This is a genomic window from Flexilinea flocculi (assembly GCF_001192795.1).
Taxonomy (GTDB): domain Bacteria; phylum Chloroflexota; class Anaerolineae; order Anaerolineales; family Anaerolineaceae; genus Flexilinea; species Flexilinea flocculi.
The window spans coordinates 1-18,622 of record NZ_DF968179.1; the positions used below are offsets into that span (position 1 = coordinate 1).

8 protein-coding genes and 1 pseudogene are annotated in these 18,622 nt (G+C 39.1%); 3 read left to right on the top strand and 6 right to left on the bottom strand.

Going from position 1 to position 18,622, the window contains the following annotated elements:
* The first annotated feature begins 146 nt into the window (after positions 1 to 146).
* From ATC1_RS00005 to ATC1_RS00020, 3 genes and pseudogenes are all read left to right on the top strand, one after another.
* A pseudogene (locus tag ATC1_RS00005) lies at positions 147 to 1,608 on the top strand (IS5 family transposase).
* Positions 1,609 to 1,803: 195 nt separating this feature from the next.
* A complete protein-coding gene (locus ATC1_RS00015) occupies positions 1,804 to 5,286 on the top strand; it encodes a polysaccharide pyruvyl transferase family protein (protein WP_062276704.1) in 3,483 nt (1,160 codons plus the stop codon).
* Positions 5,287 to 5,370: 84 nt separating this feature from the next.
* Positions 5,371 to 5,610, top strand: a complete 240-nt coding sequence (locus tag ATC1_RS00020) for a transposase (protein WP_062276706.1) — start codon at positions 5,371 to 5,373, stop codon at positions 5,608 to 5,610.
* 233 nt (positions 5,611 to 5,843) lie between these two features.
* Here the strand turns inward: ATC1_RS00020 and ATC1_RS00025 are convergent, their stop codons facing one another.
* The 6 genes from ATC1_RS00025 to ATC1_RS00055 form a co-directional block, all read right to left on the bottom strand.
* Positions 5,844 to 7,613 (bottom strand): IS1634 family transposase, encoded by a 1,770-nt coding sequence (locus ATC1_RS00025; protein ID WP_062276710.1) that lies wholly within the window; start codon positions 7,611 to 7,613, stop codon positions 5,844 to 5,846.
* A 595-nt stretch (positions 7,614 to 8,208) separates the two neighbouring features.
* A complete protein-coding gene (locus ATC1_RS00030) occupies positions 8,209 to 10,488 on the bottom strand; it encodes a lectin like domain-containing protein (protein ID WP_062276713.1) in 2,280 nt (759 codons plus the stop codon).
* Positions 10,489 to 11,655: 1,167 nt separating this feature from the next.
* The gene (locus ATC1_RS00040; RefSeq protein WP_062276717.1) at positions 11,656 to 14,109 is read right to left on the bottom strand and encodes an FG-GAP-like repeat-containing protein; all 2,454 of its coding nucleotides are present in this window, start codon (positions 14,107 to 14,109) and stop codon (positions 11,656 to 11,658) included.
* Positions 14,110 to 14,305: 196 nt separating this feature from the next.
* Positions 14,306 to 16,105, bottom strand: a complete 1,800-nt coding sequence (locus tag ATC1_RS00045) for a glycosyltransferase family 2 protein (protein ID WP_062276721.1) — start codon at positions 16,103 to 16,105, stop codon at positions 14,306 to 14,308.
* The gene (locus ATC1_RS14865; RefSeq protein WP_062276728.1) at positions 16,102 to 16,344 is read right to left on the bottom strand and encodes a hypothetical protein; all 243 of its coding nucleotides are present in this window, start codon (positions 16,342 to 16,344) and stop codon (positions 16,102 to 16,104) included. The genes ATC1_RS00045 and ATC1_RS14865 overlap by 4 nt, the downstream gene beginning before the upstream one ends.
* Before the next feature lie 220 nt (positions 16,345 to 16,564).
* Complete coding sequence (locus ATC1_RS00055; RefSeq protein WP_152024181.1) at positions 16,565 to 17,950, bottom strand: hypothetical protein; 1,386 nt, start codon at positions 17,948 to 17,950, stop codon at positions 16,565 to 16,567.
* Positions 17,951 to 18,622 lie beyond the last annotated feature (672 nt).

Consider the following 18,622-nt stretch of genomic DNA (forward strand, 5'->3'; position numbering starts at 1 on the left):
GGGGTTGTTCCTAAAGGAAATATTTGTTAAGGATGGCATAAAACTACGAGTAAAATTGGATAAAAAAGGATCTTTCTGATACAATTAGTGCACGGAAAAAAGCAAAAAGAACCAAAAAACCTTGCATCAATCAGAAAGAAAAGCCGATGTATCTGCGAAAGAATCAACAGCAAGATTTGTGTAAAACCGCTCAGTGGTATCAATTCGATCGGAATTTAAATCCGGAAAACCGATGGGTAAGATTAGCAGAAATCATCCCATGGGATAGTTTTGAAAAAGAATATGCCAAACAATTTTCTGAGAAATCCCGGCACACAGCGCATCCGGTAAGAATGGGATTGGGGACGTTGATAATCCAGCGAATGATGGATTTGTCAGATCGGAAAACGATAGAAGCAATTGTGGAAAGTCCGTACTTACAATACTTTATCGGGTTGGAAAGGTTTGAATTTGAGCTGCCATTCAGTTACAGTATGTTGAGCAAATGGCGAGACAGGATCGATCTGGGGATGATTATGGGACTGATTGAGGAAATCGGACGTCCCGGAGAAAATTCAAATACGGCTGGAAAAAAGAGCGATGATGAGAGAAAAGGTGACAACAAGGGCGAACTGATAATTGATGCAACTTGCGTACCCTCCGATATACGATATCCGAAAGATACCGATCTATTGAATGAAGGAAGGGAAAAGCAGGAAAAAATCATCGACATCATGTATGCTGGAAGCAGCGAACGGAAAAAGAAACCAAGGACTTATCGAAAAACTGCCCGAAAAAAGTATTTGATGTTTGCAAAGAACCGGAATCCAAGTCAAAGAGCGATCCGAAATGCAATAAAAGCACAAATCGGCTATGTCAGGAGGAATTTCAAAACTATCGATCAGATGCTGGAAAAAGAGCCGGGTTTAATTGAATTATTGAGTGAGAAACAAAAAAGGGAATTGGAGACAACTCGTCTGGTATATCAACAACAGGAGGAAATGTATCGCGCAAAAAAGCATAATGTCGAAAACCGGATTGTCAGCATTTCACAGCCATACATTCGTCCGATTGTCCGGGGAAAAGCAAAAAATAAAACAGAATTCGCAGATGATGTCAATCAGCGTAATTGATGGGTATTCATATTTGGATCGCGTCCAATTCGATTCCTACAATGAAAGTGAAGACCTTTGGTCACAGATAGAAGCGTATAAACTTCGCACGGGGCATTATCCGGAAGCTGTTCTGGCAGATCAAATCTATCGAACAAAAGAAAACCGGCGAAAATGTGCTGAATTAGGAATACGACTGAGTGGGCCAAAACTTGGCAGAAAACAGGTCAATCAGGAGAAAGCGGAAAGAAAAATTGCCCAAATGGATTCCAGAAAACGGAATGCTGTTGAAGGCAAATTTGGTGAAGGGAAACGGTTCTATGGAATGGATTGTATCAAAGGAAAGACTGAACATACATGCAAGGTCATGATTGCTCTGTATTTTGTAGTTCTGAACTTAGCTAAAAGGCTAAGAGATTTTTTGTCGCAATTTTTAGATTGGATTTTAATCCTGTGCAAGTTCAATATTTTCATTAATTTTGGAAGAAAAAATGGGGCTATTCCACAACTTGCATAATATGGAACAACCCCTAATTAGAAAACACGCGAAAAATTGCTTTCTGGAGTTATTTTCCTCGTGTTTCGCAGATTGTTCTTATGTGGACTTAATTATTCACTGTAAAACTCGGGTTATAATATGGATCAGACGCTTGAACGAGCACTAGAGTTTTGCAATCAGCTTGGTCGTTATTTTTCGGGAGATTTAGCATAAATGGAGAACAAAAACAACGAAACACAGAAGTGTTGGAAAGACCGAGAGATGGAGCAAGGATTTGACTGGCGGATATATGAGGCAAGGATTCTGACATTATCGAAGTATATCGATAATAAGGATACATCTATTCTTGATTTAGGTGCCGGAAAGATGTATTTAAAAAAATTGATCCCTGAGTCTATAACATACTTTCCAGTAGATTTCGTCGCAAGATGCGAACAGACAATTGTCTGCAATTTCAATAAAAAAGAGTTTCCTGATCTGCAAGCTGATGTGGCATTCCTTTCAAGTATATTGGAATATATCGAAGATACAGAATGGTTTTTTGAACAAATTTCTTTGGTTGTGAAAAAAATTATTTTATCTTATAGTTGTTTGGAAGCCTTTCCTGATATTAATTATCGGCGAAGCCGCGGATGGCTAAATGATTTATCAACAGATGAAATAATCAGCTCACTCCAAAACAAAGGATTCATACTCATAGATCGGAGTCAACGGGGTACAAATCAATCATTTTTATGCTTCATTAAAGCAAAACCTGAGAATCTCCCACAAAACTTTTATTGTTCTGGATGCGGTTCATGTGCGAATGCCTGCCCCACGGATGCAATACAATTGCATCCTGACGTAAATGGCTTCTATCGCCCGTTGTTTGATCATGCAAAGTGTATCCAGTGTGGCAAGTGTGTTGATATTTGTCCAACGCTTCATCCGTCCTACAAAAATGTAGCTACACCACCCTGCTATGCATTTATGGCAGATGATTATACCCGTTCCGAAAGTTCATCCGGCGGTGTATTCCCTCTTATCGCAAAAAAAATGTTAGAAACTGGGGGAGTTGTTTGCGGGGCAGCATGGGACCAAAATTTTTGTGTGGAGCATATTATTATTGATCATGAAGATAACCTGGATCGACTGCGTCATTCAAAATATCTGCAAAGCTATATAGGAACCATCTATCGAGAAGTTAAATCTCGTTTGGGGAAAGGTACCCCGGTTTTGTTTACCGGTTGCCCTTGTCAAGTTGCAGGGTTAAACGCTTTTCTCAATAATAAATATGAGAATTTATATACCATAGATTTATTCTGTCATTATTCCCCTTCACAACTCCATTTTAAAGAGTATCTAGAAGATACGTTTGGTATAAGAAATATTAGTAAATACGAATTTCGTGTAAAAAACACGGGTTGGCTTGACGATACACACAAGGTTGTTTTTAAGGATGGAATTGAGCAAATCCGTCATTTGGATGATGACATGTATCAACAAGCCTATCATCCTAGGTTGCTCATGAATAAGGCATGCGAAAATTGTCGTTTTTTTGGTTTTCCGAGGCAGGGGGATATTTCGATAGGAGATTTTCATGGGATAGATGCTTATGATCCGTCGCTGAACGATAAAAAGGGGACAAGTGTAATTCTTGTCAACAACGAAAAGGGAGAACAGCTTTTGCAAATAGCTCAGACCGGGAGTAAGTTATGTAAAGAAGTTCCTCTTGCATGGATTATGAACAATCGGGTTACTAATAATTTTCCGGCGCATCCGGCACGCAATAGATTCTATGAACTCTCAAGATACATGCCTTTCCGTCAAGCAGTGGAGTATTCACTGAAAAGCAGATATGATGTAGGAATTGTTGGAATATGGAGTGTAGAAAACTATGGCTCCAATATGAGCTATTATGCCCTGTATCAAGTGATACGCGATATGGGCTTTGAGCCTCTCATGATTGAACGGCCGACAGATTCTATATGGAAACCGCATGATATGCCTATTAGGTTCAAATACAATCCGTATCGCTCCTTTGATCTTGCACATTTATATCAAAGTAAGATTGAAATGAGAGAACTCAATAACTTTTGCGATATGTTTTTGGTTGGATCAGACCAACTTTTCAGAGACAATTTGTATCATCAATTTGGTAAATATATAACGCTGGATTGGGTAAGTGACCGAAAGAAAAAAGTTGCATATGCTGCATCTTTTGGTGCTGATTATTTCGAAGGATCGGATGAAACCCGAGCTGAAATGTCTTATTTTATGAATAAATTTGATCGGTTTTCGGTTAGAGAAAAATGCGGTGTTGATTTAGCCAAAAATGCTTTCGGCATTGACGCGGATTTTGTTCTTGATCCCGTATTTTTGTGTGATAAAAAGCACTATGACGCTCTGGTCGCAAAGGGACACAAGCCGAAAGAAAAACATATCGCAGCCTATATACTGGATCCTGACGATGATAAACAAGAGATACTCACATCCATATCCAAAACGTTAGGGTTGAATTGTAATATCTTCTCAGATTCTAATTATCAGAATGATAGATTCGGGGAATGGTGGCATATTTCTGCAAGCAGTTCCACTTACAACGAGGACTGGTTGAGAGATATTGTAGACAGTGATTTTGTAATTGCCGATTCATTCCATGGGATATGTTTTGCAATCATCTATAGAAAACCCTTTATCGCAATAGCAAACAAAAGAAGGGGAATAACTAGATTCACATCCCTGCTGAATTTGCTCGGATTAGGAGACAGGCTCATTTTCAATGCACAACAACTTGAGAACAAGTTCGAGTACCTTATGAAGATCGATTATGACAAAGTTTATTTGATTTTAAACAAGGAAAAAGCACGAAGCATAAACTGGCTTAAAAGTACCCTTACTCCAATGATTCCCAAAAAACCGATGTCAACGTACGATTTTTTCAGTGAAAAACTACTTACGGTCGACCAGCGTTTTGCCAGAGTAGACAATTTTGCAGACGATGTCAACCAACGTTTTACTGCGATCAACGATTTCACGGATAATGTCAATCAACGTTTTACTGTAGTAGACAAATTCGCAGACGATGTCAACCAGCGTTTTACTGCAGTCAACGATTTCACAGATAATGTCAATCAGCGTTTTTCTGTAGTAGACAAATTCGCAGACGATGTCAACCAACGTTTTACTGCAGTCAATGATTTCACAGATAATGTCGACCAGCGTTTTTCTGTAGTAGACAAATTCGCAGACGATGTCAACCAACGTTTTACTGCGATCAACGATTTCACAGATAATGTCAATCAGCGTTTTACTGTAGTAGACAAATTCGCACACGATGTCAACCAACATTTTACTGTAGTAGACAAATTCGCAGACGATGTCAACCAACGTTTTACTGTAGTAGACAAATTCGCAGATGATGTCAATCAGCGTTTTACTGCGATCAACGATTTCACAGATAATGTCAATCAGCGTTTTACTGTAGTAGACAAATTCGCAGATGATGTCAACCAACGTTTTGTTTTGATAGAGAAATGGGTTAACAACCAAAATAATCAAATAAACTCGTTAAATAATGATATAACCCGTTTACAAGACACATTGTGCCAGAAGGAACAGGAATTGGCGAGAATGTATAAATCGAAAACATTTAAAATTGGTCGGATAATTGCCTATATTCCTCGAAAGATATATTTTTTACTTTCAAGAAAATAGTCCAAGGTTAAATGCCTCAAAATATCCTCTGAGCGAATTTTTCATTACTTATAGATTGTTACTCAACCGGGTCTATGCTAAAATATCGGACAGAAAGTTAAGCAGAAAAGTACCGAAAAATTTGAATCAAATGGGGTTGAGGAATTGACCCTTGCAAAAAACACGAATGGCTTGATGAACGATTATGAAGCTGTTCAGAATGCAGTGATTTATCCTTACTCAAACGGATTTGTTGAGGGTTGTAATAACCGGTTGAAAATGATAAAACGGACGATGTATGGAAGAGCCCGGATATCACTATTACGTGCGAAGATTATTTTGTAATGATAAAAGTACTCTCAACTTTGCGGAAGAACCCAAATTCACCGGATTACGCACTCAGTAAAAACATGCATTTATCAGGAGGAAAAACATTAAAGTGAAGCCTCTTTCCTTTTGCTCCACTTTAATGTTTATAAATTGCACTTAGCTTTTTCCCGACTTTAGGAGAACGAAACGCAAGTTACTCATAAGAAAAAGATAAAATGAGCCAAAAAACGGTTGGAGAATTTGTCCTCTTATCTAAGGTTAATAGAAAGGTCGAGTTTGGTAGCAGCCCGGAATTGAGTCAACGTCATATTCGTTTTCAAAGGAGGGCAACCGATAAGTTGAGCAAGATCGAGAAAAGACTGCTCAGTAATCGTGGGCGTCACCACGCAACGGGGAAACTTACCCTGTACCAGGATTTCAGCTTCACGAACTGAACGCATAATATCTTCAGCCGAAATTGAAGTTTTGTACTGTTGGTTCCATAAAAACTGGATATAACGAATAATACACAGACAAAGATAACAAAGTAAGAAGTGCCCACGAATATGGGCATCATTCCAAACGAACACAGGGCGAGCTTGCAAGTCAGTTTTCAACACTCTGAAGCTTTCTTCGATTTTCCACAATCCGCGGTAAATCCCCGTAACCTTGGCAGTGTCCAGATCAAGATTGTTTGTGATATATGCATAGTAACCATCAAACCTTTCGGACTCCGCGACTTTGGCGTTATCAATCATCCAATCACTCGTATCCAGTTCCATGGCAAGAAACTGGTTGCAACCACGTCTCATATCAGCCTTCAATTGATATGGCTTATCCAGACGTTTTCCAAGTTTCGCAAGCAATTGTTCCCGATCCAACCGATCTTTTGTCGCCCGTTCCTTTGTCCAGGTCATATGTATTTTCACGGGAACCCGCATCATATCGTACTTTTTGGGGCGGCCTCTCTTTTTGGGCGTATCTGTTTTTTTACTGTTATCGATTGGAACATGAACTTCAAGGTACTCTTCGCTAATCTTGCTTTTTGAGAGAACTTCTCCGGTTTTATTATCCCTGATTTCTTTCCAGTCAGTATCGTTGAATACCAGATTACGAAAAGCTTGTGGTGACTTTTTCAGCGTGTAGCTTATAACAAAGTCATGCCCGGAATTGTATAGAAACTCCAAATTGGTGCCACTGTTCAGGCCACGATCTGCAACGATCGTTATCTTGTCCAAATTGTACAAACGTTTCAGCTTTTCGACAGCCTTTGTCAGTGTGGTCTGATCCATCGTATTCCCCGGAAACAGTTCATAGGTGATCGGAATGCCATTACTGTCGATCAGTAGTCCCATAACAACTTGTACTTCATTGTTTTTGTGATCTTTTGAAAACCCGAACATCCGTAATTCACCCCATTGCGTGCTTTCAAATGCATATGTCGTTACGTCATAAAAGGTCACCTTCTCATTACGATCCGTTGCCTTTCCTAAGAAACTTGAAAGATGCTCAATAACGGTTTCCTTTTGCTGATCCAGGACATCCAGAACATCATAACAAACATCAAGGCCAACCGGGTATACGCCAGCGTATGCAGTTTGTTCCTTCTGACTGCTGACTATACTGTCAGGATTGATGCATCGGTGAGCAACAAGATAATATAAAGCATTGGCAACCATTTCGGCATTTCGCTTCCCGCAGTTGTCTATAAAAAATTTGTCTAATCCCATCTTTTTCCATATCTGCCTGATGATCGCATGTCCGAATTGATATCTTGGCGTGCAATCTTCAACGCATTCGATCTGTTTTACCGGAAGAGATATCTGGATGGGTGCAATTGCCTCTTTCTTTTGGCGGGTTATTTCTTTTGCTTCCTCTCGGAGTTTTGCGATTATGTCAGGATCATCGGCCAGCATTCTTTCATAATTACCAATTGTCTTGACGACATGTGTAGTCTTTTTCTTTGTTCCAGGAATTCTTGTGTCTTCACGATACTGGATAACGCGCGCGTGTCCATTCCCTGAAATAGCTACATACATGACAAGCCTCCATAAAACATTTTATGTCTGAATTATACTCGACGTCCAAGGCGCAGTCAAGGAAATAACAGTTCATAACAGGACATTAATAAACTAATATGAAGCAAAGAAAAAGCTTGAAATCCTGAGGTAATTTCAGCATTTCAAGCTCCAAATAAGCTGTTGTTATCGATTATCTTCTAAAGTCAGGTGGAAAGGAGATCTCCAGCCACCGCGCCCAAGAAGCTACTCAACGCATGCAAGAAGAAACCATTGAATAGTTGTTTATCCAGGGGCTCAGCTGTACCCACTGCTATAGCCCTGCACACCTTTCAGGTGTATTATTCCTAATGGGCATTTCTAATTGTCGCCATATCCATTTCTAATTGTCGCCAGGGGCTTTGCGGAAGAACCCAAATTCACCGGATTACGCACTCAGTAAAAACATGCATTTATCAGGAGGAAAAACATTAAAGTGAAGCCTCTTTCCTTTTGCTCCACTTTAATGTTTATAAATTGCACTTAGCTTTTTTTTTACCTTATTTCAATCCATCATGTTTACTTATATTAAATTCACGGTGCATTTTAATTCTTTTCCTGTTTCATTAGTGACCAGTTATTTTCTACTCGGAATCGGGATATCACCAGACAAACCAAATTGCACATTGTACTGGTCTTTTACATACCATGTACCGTTTGAAGGCCGGTATACAGCTACATCAGTTTTTCCATCTCCGTTATAATCTCCCGGTACTGGGATTTCTTCAGAAGTGCCCCAACCTACATTGAATTGATTTCTTACATACCATGTACCGTTTGAAGGCCGGTATACAGCTATATCAGTTTTTCCATCTCCATTATAATCTCCCGATACTGGAATTTCTTCAGAAGTGCCCCAGCCTACATTGAATTGATTTCTTACATACCATACACCATTTGAAGGCCGGTATACAGCTATATCAGTTTTTCCATCTCCGTTATAATCTCCCGGTACTGGAATTTCTCCAGAAGTGCCCCAACCTACGTTGAATTGATTTCTTACATACCATACACCTTCCCACGGCCGGTATACGGCTATATCAGTCTTTCCATCTCCGTTATAGTCACCTGGCACTGGAATATCACCAGATAAACCAAACACTCCATTGAACTGGTTTTTGACAAACCATTCACCACTCCACGGTCGGAATACAGCTACATCAGTCTTTCCATCTCCGTTATAGTCACCTGGCACTGGAATATCACCAGATAAACCAAACACTTCATATAACTGGTCTTTGACAAACCATTCACCATGCCACGGTCGAAATAAAGCTACATCGGTTGTACCATTTCCATCAAAATCAGAGGCGATATTTTGTTTATAATTAGTAAACGCTTTGATTCGGGCGCAACCTAATGAAGTGGAAGCCATATCATACCACTTACTATTGTAATAAAAACTTTGACCTGCTGATGAATTATTAACAAATTGTATCCAGTTACCGTTTGTATAGGAATAGTCAATAAAATAACTATTTTCATTGGCGGCTAAATCTACAACAACAGAGAATTTCGTACCCGATGTGATTGCAATCGGGTTTGTCAGCTTAACTGTATGATAGCCTGCATAAGTTTCTGTGCCAGTAATTACAGCCGATAAAGTCCCATATTCTGGATTAGTTGTTCCAATAACATTTGTGTAAATTTTTATCGTATAGCCTATGTTTGTTTCGTTTGAAGCGAATGAAACAGCTTCAATCCGTTCATTCTTTTGTGAAGTGAACACGTTTGCCATCTTGTCTACTTTAGTCATATATGCCGAACCTGCTGATCCGTCATATTGGTAATTTCGATCATAATTATTAGATGACTCAGTATCAAAAAAGAAGAAAGTATTGTCAATGGAAGTATCATAGTAGGAAAGCCAGAAGTATCCACTATTTCCCCAACCAGAACCCCAGCTGTTTTTAATCAACCAAGCTCCATTCTCAGGCGGATAATCTCCGGAGACATAACCTTTTTTAAAATTGTACTTGGAATAATCATCATCCCAGCCAACTACACTTACAATATGATTTATAGATGTGAAGTAATCATTATAATAAGCATAATTTGTATTATAGAATAAAGAGTAGGAATAATATTGAATCACACCTGATCCATATTCCATGATTAGTGTCTTGATAGCATTAGTATCTGCGCTATTGATTCTGTAAATATTTTGTACATGTCCAGCATCATTCCAATAAGATAATGAACTATCCAATGTCATGTTTGAATCAGCACTAGAATAGGGGGCGAGGTATTCATGAATCGGACCAGTCCAACTGGCAGCAGTCCAAGATGAAAAAGATGTATTATGTCCAACATCTAACCAACTATATGAACTAATATTATTTACTTTATCATTAGTGATCAGATTTAAAGGATCTGCAACACGATGGTAACAAAAATAAGCGAATTGCAGTTCTGAAAAATCAAGATTTGTCGTTGTGACTCTGTTATTAATTATTGCTGATTCTTCTGCATTCATAGCAGCATGTGCCCAGCAGGTGCCATATGAACCTTGATTTTTTACAGACGTAACTTTCCCATAATTTCGCGAATCATAGCTGACTGGAACTGTAGCTGGAAGAGTTTTTTCGTCATAGGTAATTCGCGGTGGTATATTAAGATCACTCAACACATCTTCACGTGCGCCATAATTTTCAGGCTTTACTCCGGTAGCCTGATATATTTCCAATTCTTTTTGTTGCTGTTCATCAGCTTTGGCTGAATTAAAAACATCTCCATCTCTAATGATTGTTTCTTCCCCCCCTAAATCCAACTGGTATGCATTGACTGTAAAAGCATTTACCAAGAAAATAATTATTGCAATCAATGTAATCCGAATGCCCAAAGTTTTCTTTTTCATAATTCACCTCTTTTTATCTTAAATTCCTTTAGTATGCTTTTTAATTACTTTTTAATTAAACGCAGAGTTCTTTTTAATATGGTTATTTTACATGCGGCGTTTATTTAACCAAACTTTTTTATATTATAATTCTCAACCTTCTCCCAAAGAATTGTGAGGAAACAAGACCAAAAAGTACAACCCTTTACAAAAATAGCACCTTAACAAAATCATTTTGAATAACAGGGCTTTGCGAAATCCAATCCAAAATGCTTCGGAATACGACTGACAAAAGTATCTAAAAGAGCATTTGCAGATGAGATCACATCAACATTTGAACAAAAAGCGGATCTGACCTCAGAAAAAGCCTCGAAAAAGATTTGGGCCAGCGATTCGAAAACCGAAAACCATCTCTGATTTCATCACACAGGGCGAAAAACAGGATACCGAAAGTTTTTGCATCCTCATGATTGCGAACTTCAAGACAAATCATGCTGTAGCGTAAGAAGACAATTAAAATAAAAGCAACCATGGCATCTTAATTGGGATCCTCATATTCTTTCGTCAGATTCAGGTAAGTCTTGCCCATTTTGAAGAACGTTTCAATCTTCCAGCGTTTTCCATACATCTGAATGATCTCCAGACTGCTCAAAGCAATGTCATAAGATGCGATGATTTGGAAATCATTGGTGTCTGATTTGCTCTAAACATAATCAATCCCGAAATGCTTCACCTTCTCCAACATCTTGAGGGCTGCTTCCGGCATTGGTAACAGGGACTCAATCCTTCTTTTTCCAGACAGTGTCCGTTTGTCATATTCTTTTCCCTGAAAAAGCAGACAATGGGGAGAGCTAATTAAACGGAAAGCTACCGGTACAAAGCTGAATCGATTTCCCTGATGGCAGGTATTTCTTGAAGTATTTTGTGGACTCGCTTCGAGTTTTAAGGTCAGATAACTGGTTTTGTGTTAAAGTGGAATCCATAGAAACCTTTGTTAGTATTTATTTATTATATTATCGACAATAATAATTATATCATACTTGAGGCTTCTATTTGTTATTCAATTATATTTTGTTGTCAAGGTTCACATTTTTACTGAGTAATTTCTCCAAAATTTATCTGGGAAGATTGAGTTATATTTAAATTCATGGTGCATTTTAATTCTTTTCCTGTTTCATTAGTGACCAGTTATTTTCTACTCGGAATCGGGATATCACCAGACAAACCAAATTGCACATTGTACTGGTCTTTTACATACCATGTACCGTTTAAAGGTCGGAATACGGCTACATCAGTTTTTCCATCTCCGTTATAATCTCCCGGTACTGGAATTTCTTCAGAAGTGCCCCAACCTACATTGAATTGATTTCTTACATACCATGTACCGTTTGAAGGTCGGAATACGGCTACATCAGTTTTTCCATCTCCGTTATAATCTCCCGGTACTGGAATTTCTTCAGAAGTGCCCCAGCCTACATTGAATTGATTTCTTACATACCATACACCATTTGAAGGCCGGTATACAGCTATATCAGTTTTTCCATCTCCGTTATAATCTCCCGGTACTGGAATATCGCCGTTGTATCCATATGGATTCGTAGATTGGCCTCGGATATACCATGTAGCGTTGGAAGGACGAAACACCGCAATATCTGTTTTTCCATCTCCGTTGTAATCTCCAGGTACCGGAATATCGCCGTTGTGTCCATATGGAATCGTAGATTGGCCTCGGATATACCATGTAGCGTTGGAAGGACGAAATACCGCTATATCTGTTTTTCCATCACCATTGTAATCTCCAGGTACCGGAATATCGCCGTTGTGTCCATATGGAATCGTAGATTGGCCTCGGATATACCATGTAGCGTTGGAAGGACGAAACACCGCTATATCTGTTTTTCCATCACCGTTGTAATCTCCGGATACTGGAACATCGGTACTTCTTCCATATGGAATACTTGACATATTCCGGATATACCAGGTGGCATTGGAAGGACGGAACAATGCAATATCGGTTTGGCCATCCCCATTAAAATCAGCATTTGGTTTTATTTTTTTTACATTGGTCGTTGTAAATGCTTTGATACGCGGATTGAGCTTGTAATTATTGTAATAATATAAATCAGCCCAGGAACCAGAAGACCATTGTCTAAAACTGATACCAGGTTTTGATGAATTTATATAGGTTCCACCACTTGAAGACCAATCGACATACAGTATATTTTCTGTTGCATTATAAATTTTAACAACTACTGAAAACTGGCTGCCTTTGTTGATGCTAATTGGCGTTGGAAGTTTCACCGTATGATAACCGGCAAAAGATTCTGAACCTGTCAAAGTCTTTACTAACGTTCCATTCGCTGGATTAGTCGTTCCTGTTACATTCTTATATATCTTGATTTCATACTGATAAACACTGGAAGGTGTACTATATGAAACTGCTTCAAGAAATTCATTCTTTTGTGATGTAAAAAGATTTGCCATGGTGATACTAGCTGTTCCATTCGACCACCAAGCGTTCAATGCTGTTCCATCATACTGATAATTATGATCATAATTATTAGCCGGCTCAACCTCAAAGAAAGTTATTTCGTCTTCTATTGTTGCGTCATAATATGAAATCCAGAAATATCCTTCATCGAGCCACCACAAATCAGATCCCCAGCTATTTTTTATCAACCATGCACCATTTCCGGCAGGTCTGTTTACAAAATTTGAAGCAGAAAAATTATCATTCCAACCAATAACACTCACTTCGTGATTTGCATATTGAAAATCAGGATAATAATACGCAAATGTATTCGTATTATATGACAAAGACGTATTAAAATTTGAATAAAACGCGAGATCTCCTGCGCCATATTTCATAATCATTTGTTTTACTGCATTCCGGTCAGTTTTAAGAACCTGGAAGGCGTTCTGTAAATGCGCAGAATTATTCAGGTAAGACAAGGAACTACTCAATGCATAATTTGCTATATCTGCACTATTGGAAGGATAAGGAGCGCGTATTTCCTCTGTTGCTCCAGTCCAACTGCTCATGAGGGCTATCTCTCTAAAGGCGCTCCCGCCGGAATTAATCCAATCACCATAGGAATCATCCCAATTGTTCTTATCATTCGTAATTAGATTCAGAGGATCAGCAACCCGATGCCATAAAAAATAAGCCTGTTGTGCTTCTGAAAAATCAACACTTTTGTTAAATACGCCATCTTTAATCAAATTTGATTCCACAGCATTGATCGCGGCATGTGCCCAGCAAGTCCCATAACTTCCTTGATTTTTTACACTCGTTACAACATTGTAATTTCGAGCGTCATAGCTCGAAGGAATCGCTGCTTTATCAATAAAAATATCATTCGCACTTTCTACACTGTTCAGGGGCACTTTATTAAGAACGACTTCATGTCCAAAATTATAATCTCCTGAAAGAGTTTTGAATGCATTAAAATAGGCTGCATTTTCTGCATCACTTATAAATAGATTATCGGCTTGTCTGGTTTCCAGTTTTCCATTCTCAACAGAGGGTTCATTCTCCTCTTTGATGATCGCAGTTACGAGAGACCCTTCCGCTGGTTTTTCATTTTTTCCTTGAGCAGAAACTATTCTGCTGCCTGAGACCAACAATAAAATAAAAACCAAAAATACAAATTTCTTTGATATACAGGCTGATTTCTTTTTACAATATCTCCTTACATGTATTTCTATATTAATTACAATTGTTACTATTCATTATTGCAAGAATAATGCCATTACTGTAGTTGGGATAAAAATCAAATAGCAATCCAGCAAGTAAACCGATCTAAAAAATAATTTTTCGATAATCAAATTTAAAGATCTATTTTTCACGAAAATGATTCCATGGTCTGTCAATAAAATAATCCAGGATATCGATTTTTCCCAGCGGATTAACCCGAATTTCAGAAGTATCATAGGATAAATTCGGATTAAAACAGGGGTCATGCTTTTGAATAAAATTTTTCCAACGGGTGATAAACAGTCTTGCCTCCCGGCAAAAGCGCAAATGCTTTTCGCTGTTGGAATCTTCTGCACCGCGTGTCAGGGATTCATGGTGAAAAAGTTCAGCATAGGGTGTCCAGACATTCCGATAATCCTTTTCCAGCAATCTAAGACAAAAATCCACATCATTGTAGGCGAATTGAAAACGCTCGTCGAATCCACCCGCTTCTTCAAATTTCTTCTTCTGCACCATCAGACAGGCGCCGGTCACTGCCGAGTAATTTTGGATGACCTGCAGACGGCCAAAATATCCCATCGAGGTTGACAATTCACCCAGATAAAGATGTCCTGCGACGCCTCCCATTCCAACAACAACACCTGCATGCTGCAGCGTGTGATCGGGATAATATAATTTCGCGCCGACCGCACCAACATCCTTCCGCTGCGCATGCATCAGCAGCTGTTCGATCCAGTCTTTTGTAATGATCTCAGTGTCATTGTTGAGAAATAAAACAAATTCACCCCTGGCTCTCTGAACCGCAAAATTATTGACAGATGCGTAATTGAAATCTGCATCCCAATGCAATACCTTTATACTTTTTTCCTGTAATTCCTTATACAAATGAAAAATTTCAGGCGAAGAACTGCCGTTTTCGATGACGATGATTTCGTAATTTGCATATGTTGACAATGTTTGGATGGAATGGATGCATCTGCGTAAGGTTTCAGGCTGCTCTTGATTGGGGATCAGAATGGAAACGAAAGGCTGCCCTTCAATGTGATAAGAAACTCGGTAGGATGTGGGAATTGGACCTGACTGTACGTCCGCTGCAAGACCGCGTCTGACCAATGCATCTGCCAGTGCGTGCTTGCCCGCTTCATCCGCATACGGTTTTACCGTTATATCCCTGGCTGTTGAAGTTCGCGCTTCCCGCCAATGATAAAGTATCTTGGGAATATGAGTTACTTTTCTTGTTTTTTCTACAGCTCTCAGAATGAGATCATAATCCTGCGCACCGTCAAAACCTGGTCTAATCCAATCAATTGATTCTCCTAAAGAACGTCGAACGACCAGAAAATGGGTAATATAGTTCAGACTTAACAAAAAGTCGGGACAAAAATCCGGCTTAAAATGGGGATTACGGCGGTTGCTTCCGTCTTCATAAATAAAATCCTCGTCAGAGTATAGCAAATCAATTTTCGGATCTTCAGTAATTTTCGAAACCATTTCTGCTAATGCAATCGGCGCCAACAGATCATCATGATCCAGAAAACCAACCCATTCTCCGGATGCATTTTTAAGGGCAATATTGGTATTTTCTGCAATACCATGATTCTTTTCCAGTCGAATGATCTTGATTCGTGGATCATGCCGGGAATACTTCTCGAGTAAAGCGGAAACCGGACTGCCCGGCACACTCGCATCTGCAAGTATCCATTCCCAGCGTTGATAAGATTGTGCAAGAACAGATTGAATGGTTGCATGAATGATAGACAACGCCGGGTCTTTGACAGGGGTCACGATCGTAAAGAGCGGGGATTCCAATTCTTCTTTCAGAATATGCGGAAATAGATCATTCTGTTCATTAATCTGAATCCATAACTGATAATCCGGATTTATCGATCTCTGAGGCGGGTGCCAACTGTTGTTTAAAGAATTTACTTTCTGTTCTTTCATCGGCGTAATAGGATTCGCTTTATCGTAAGTGATCCAGCAGGTAGAGCACGATCCCGCCATGCATAGAGGGCAAGAATCCAGTGCCAGTATCGACTTTGCGAGACTCTTTGGGTAGTTTTGTTGACGATTCGAAAAGCTCGATAAGCTGCCTGTAACTGGTTGTGAAGCCTTACATTTTCTTGTTCCAGTTCTGTAATCCGTTTCGTCAGTTCTTTGATCTGCATTACTTCTGTATTCATAAATTGAATTATACTCTCAGGAAATGGTTTTAAAAGTCAACCGGGGATTCGAAATATAGGGAGAATTATTTGTTATTGTGTTGTTTTTGCGCAGAGCGCAAAAACAACACAATAACAAGTTTTCTCTTTTTTTTCAAAAGGCTTTTTTTAATTTCGAATTACTGTTAAATTAAAAATTTGCAGGACACATCATTCTCAGATTGATTTACCCATATCGGAACTATGGATTGTCCAGAAATAAATTTTGATGATTTGATTCAAAAAAAATCAGACGATCCAGAATCCGTTCCGAGCCTGCGGGATAAATGCTAAAACCGGTTCGTTCATTACAATCCGGATAATCGCCTGTAAGCAGATAACACTCCTTCCATTTTGTCTTGCCTTCATAAAAATTAACAATGGAGTCTTGTTCATTATTGTCGAAGGGCAAAATCGTTTTTACCAATGAAAATGCAAGCAGCACAGAAAGAGCGATCGTTATTTTTGGAATCCTGATTTGTGAAATCGTCATCAGCAATCCAACAAAACCGGGAATCAACAACGTCATATAGCGTGACGATTGAGCCTGTTCCAACCCTAAACAGATCCGACCCACCGAAGTGAAAGCAGCAAAAACCAATGAAAAACCGAGCAGGATCGATATGATCTTATGAGTCTGGTCCGGACTTAATGGGTCAAGCAAATAAGCCCGAAGATTCCAGCCAAATGCAGCAATAAAAGCAGCCAGAATCAGGAGTCCGGCGATGATGGACGGGTACGGATTAATTGAATTATTAATACCGAGAAATTTGGCAAGCATCAAACCAACATATACCGGATAGCGCAGTATATAATCCCATTGAAAGCCAAAGCATGCCACTGCCGGTGAAAACTTATACCCGCAGCTAAATAAGTATAGAGAAGAAACTGCCCCGCTGAATCCAATTACTGAGAAGATCACCAACCTTTTTTGGTGGCTCCGAATACCCGTGATCAATTCAAGCCCAAAAACTGCTGCCGTGATGAATCCCATAAACAATCCAAAGCCTGTAAAGAGGAGCAGGAAGTTTATCAATAAAACGATTGTATACCGCCAGGGTTTATTGGGAATCATCCAGGATAGAACGTATACGAATATGAGCAGTAGCGGAAGGACGGAATGTGAAACATTCGGAGTAACAACAAACTGCTCCCATTGATATTTATTCAGGACAATAAAGGGAATGATGAGGTCTATCCATTGGAATCGGCCTATCAGTTTGCGTTTTAACAACAATACTGGTGGAAGGCTGAGCAGCAGTACCCCGAAAATCATGAATGATTCTGCTCTGGTATTCCATCCGGATAGTCGAATGACTACCCAGGTTAATAATTCGCCTAATCCTTGGCGATGGGGTCCATGCTGCCAGGTAAACATGGTCCAGGCGTTTTGTTTTAAGAAAAACGGAGTCATAAAATCAAACTGATCCCAGAAAATGATATTCACAGAATACGCATCCACAAGTTGATATAATGCTCTCGCCAAGAGGGTTGACAGGATAAAGATGAACAGAATAATCAAATTTTGTTGACCTGAGGTTTTCCGAAATAATAAATGTCCTAAATGGTTTTTTATTAAAATCTTCATCGGACTCCAAATTCTAAAAATCTTGATTTTTGGAATTATGATTGAAATATTTTTATAATTATAGATTAGAAAAACATGGTTTTCGCTTTTCATTCCTACACAAAATGGTAGCTGACATCTGCGCTGGTGGTCGCTATGCTGGTTTGGTTAATATTTCTAAATTCCATGGTATCTGTTTCAAATTTCCATGGTCAATTTAATGGAAGAAGTTCCGAATGAATTATATTCCTGAAAAGATCATAAAATGGAGCAGAAGCTTTATAAGAATTTAGAATTGGAAAAGAAGCGTGTTTTCCAGAATATTCACTAACAACAGACTTGTTTCTGCGTGAATTATGATGATTTTTCCGATCCTTTGCTCGAATCTCTTCATATCTGAGTGTATGAGCTGATAATTCCTTAATATGAGACAGAATGGCCACCATTGCTTCCGCACCCGAAAGGGACCAACTGCAGCCACGGCTTTTCTTTCAGTCTGGTCCAAGGTTTTTTCGTTCTTTTTGCTTTTATTCGGGCACAACTTGAATCAGAAAAATCCTTTTTAATCCGCTTTTACTCGGAATTCTATGCCATCCTTAACCGATATCTCTTCTGGGAACAAACCCTATTTATTCTGCCAAAGTCAGTAGGATGGCATTTCTTCATCTCATTTCTTCATCTCATTTCCTCACT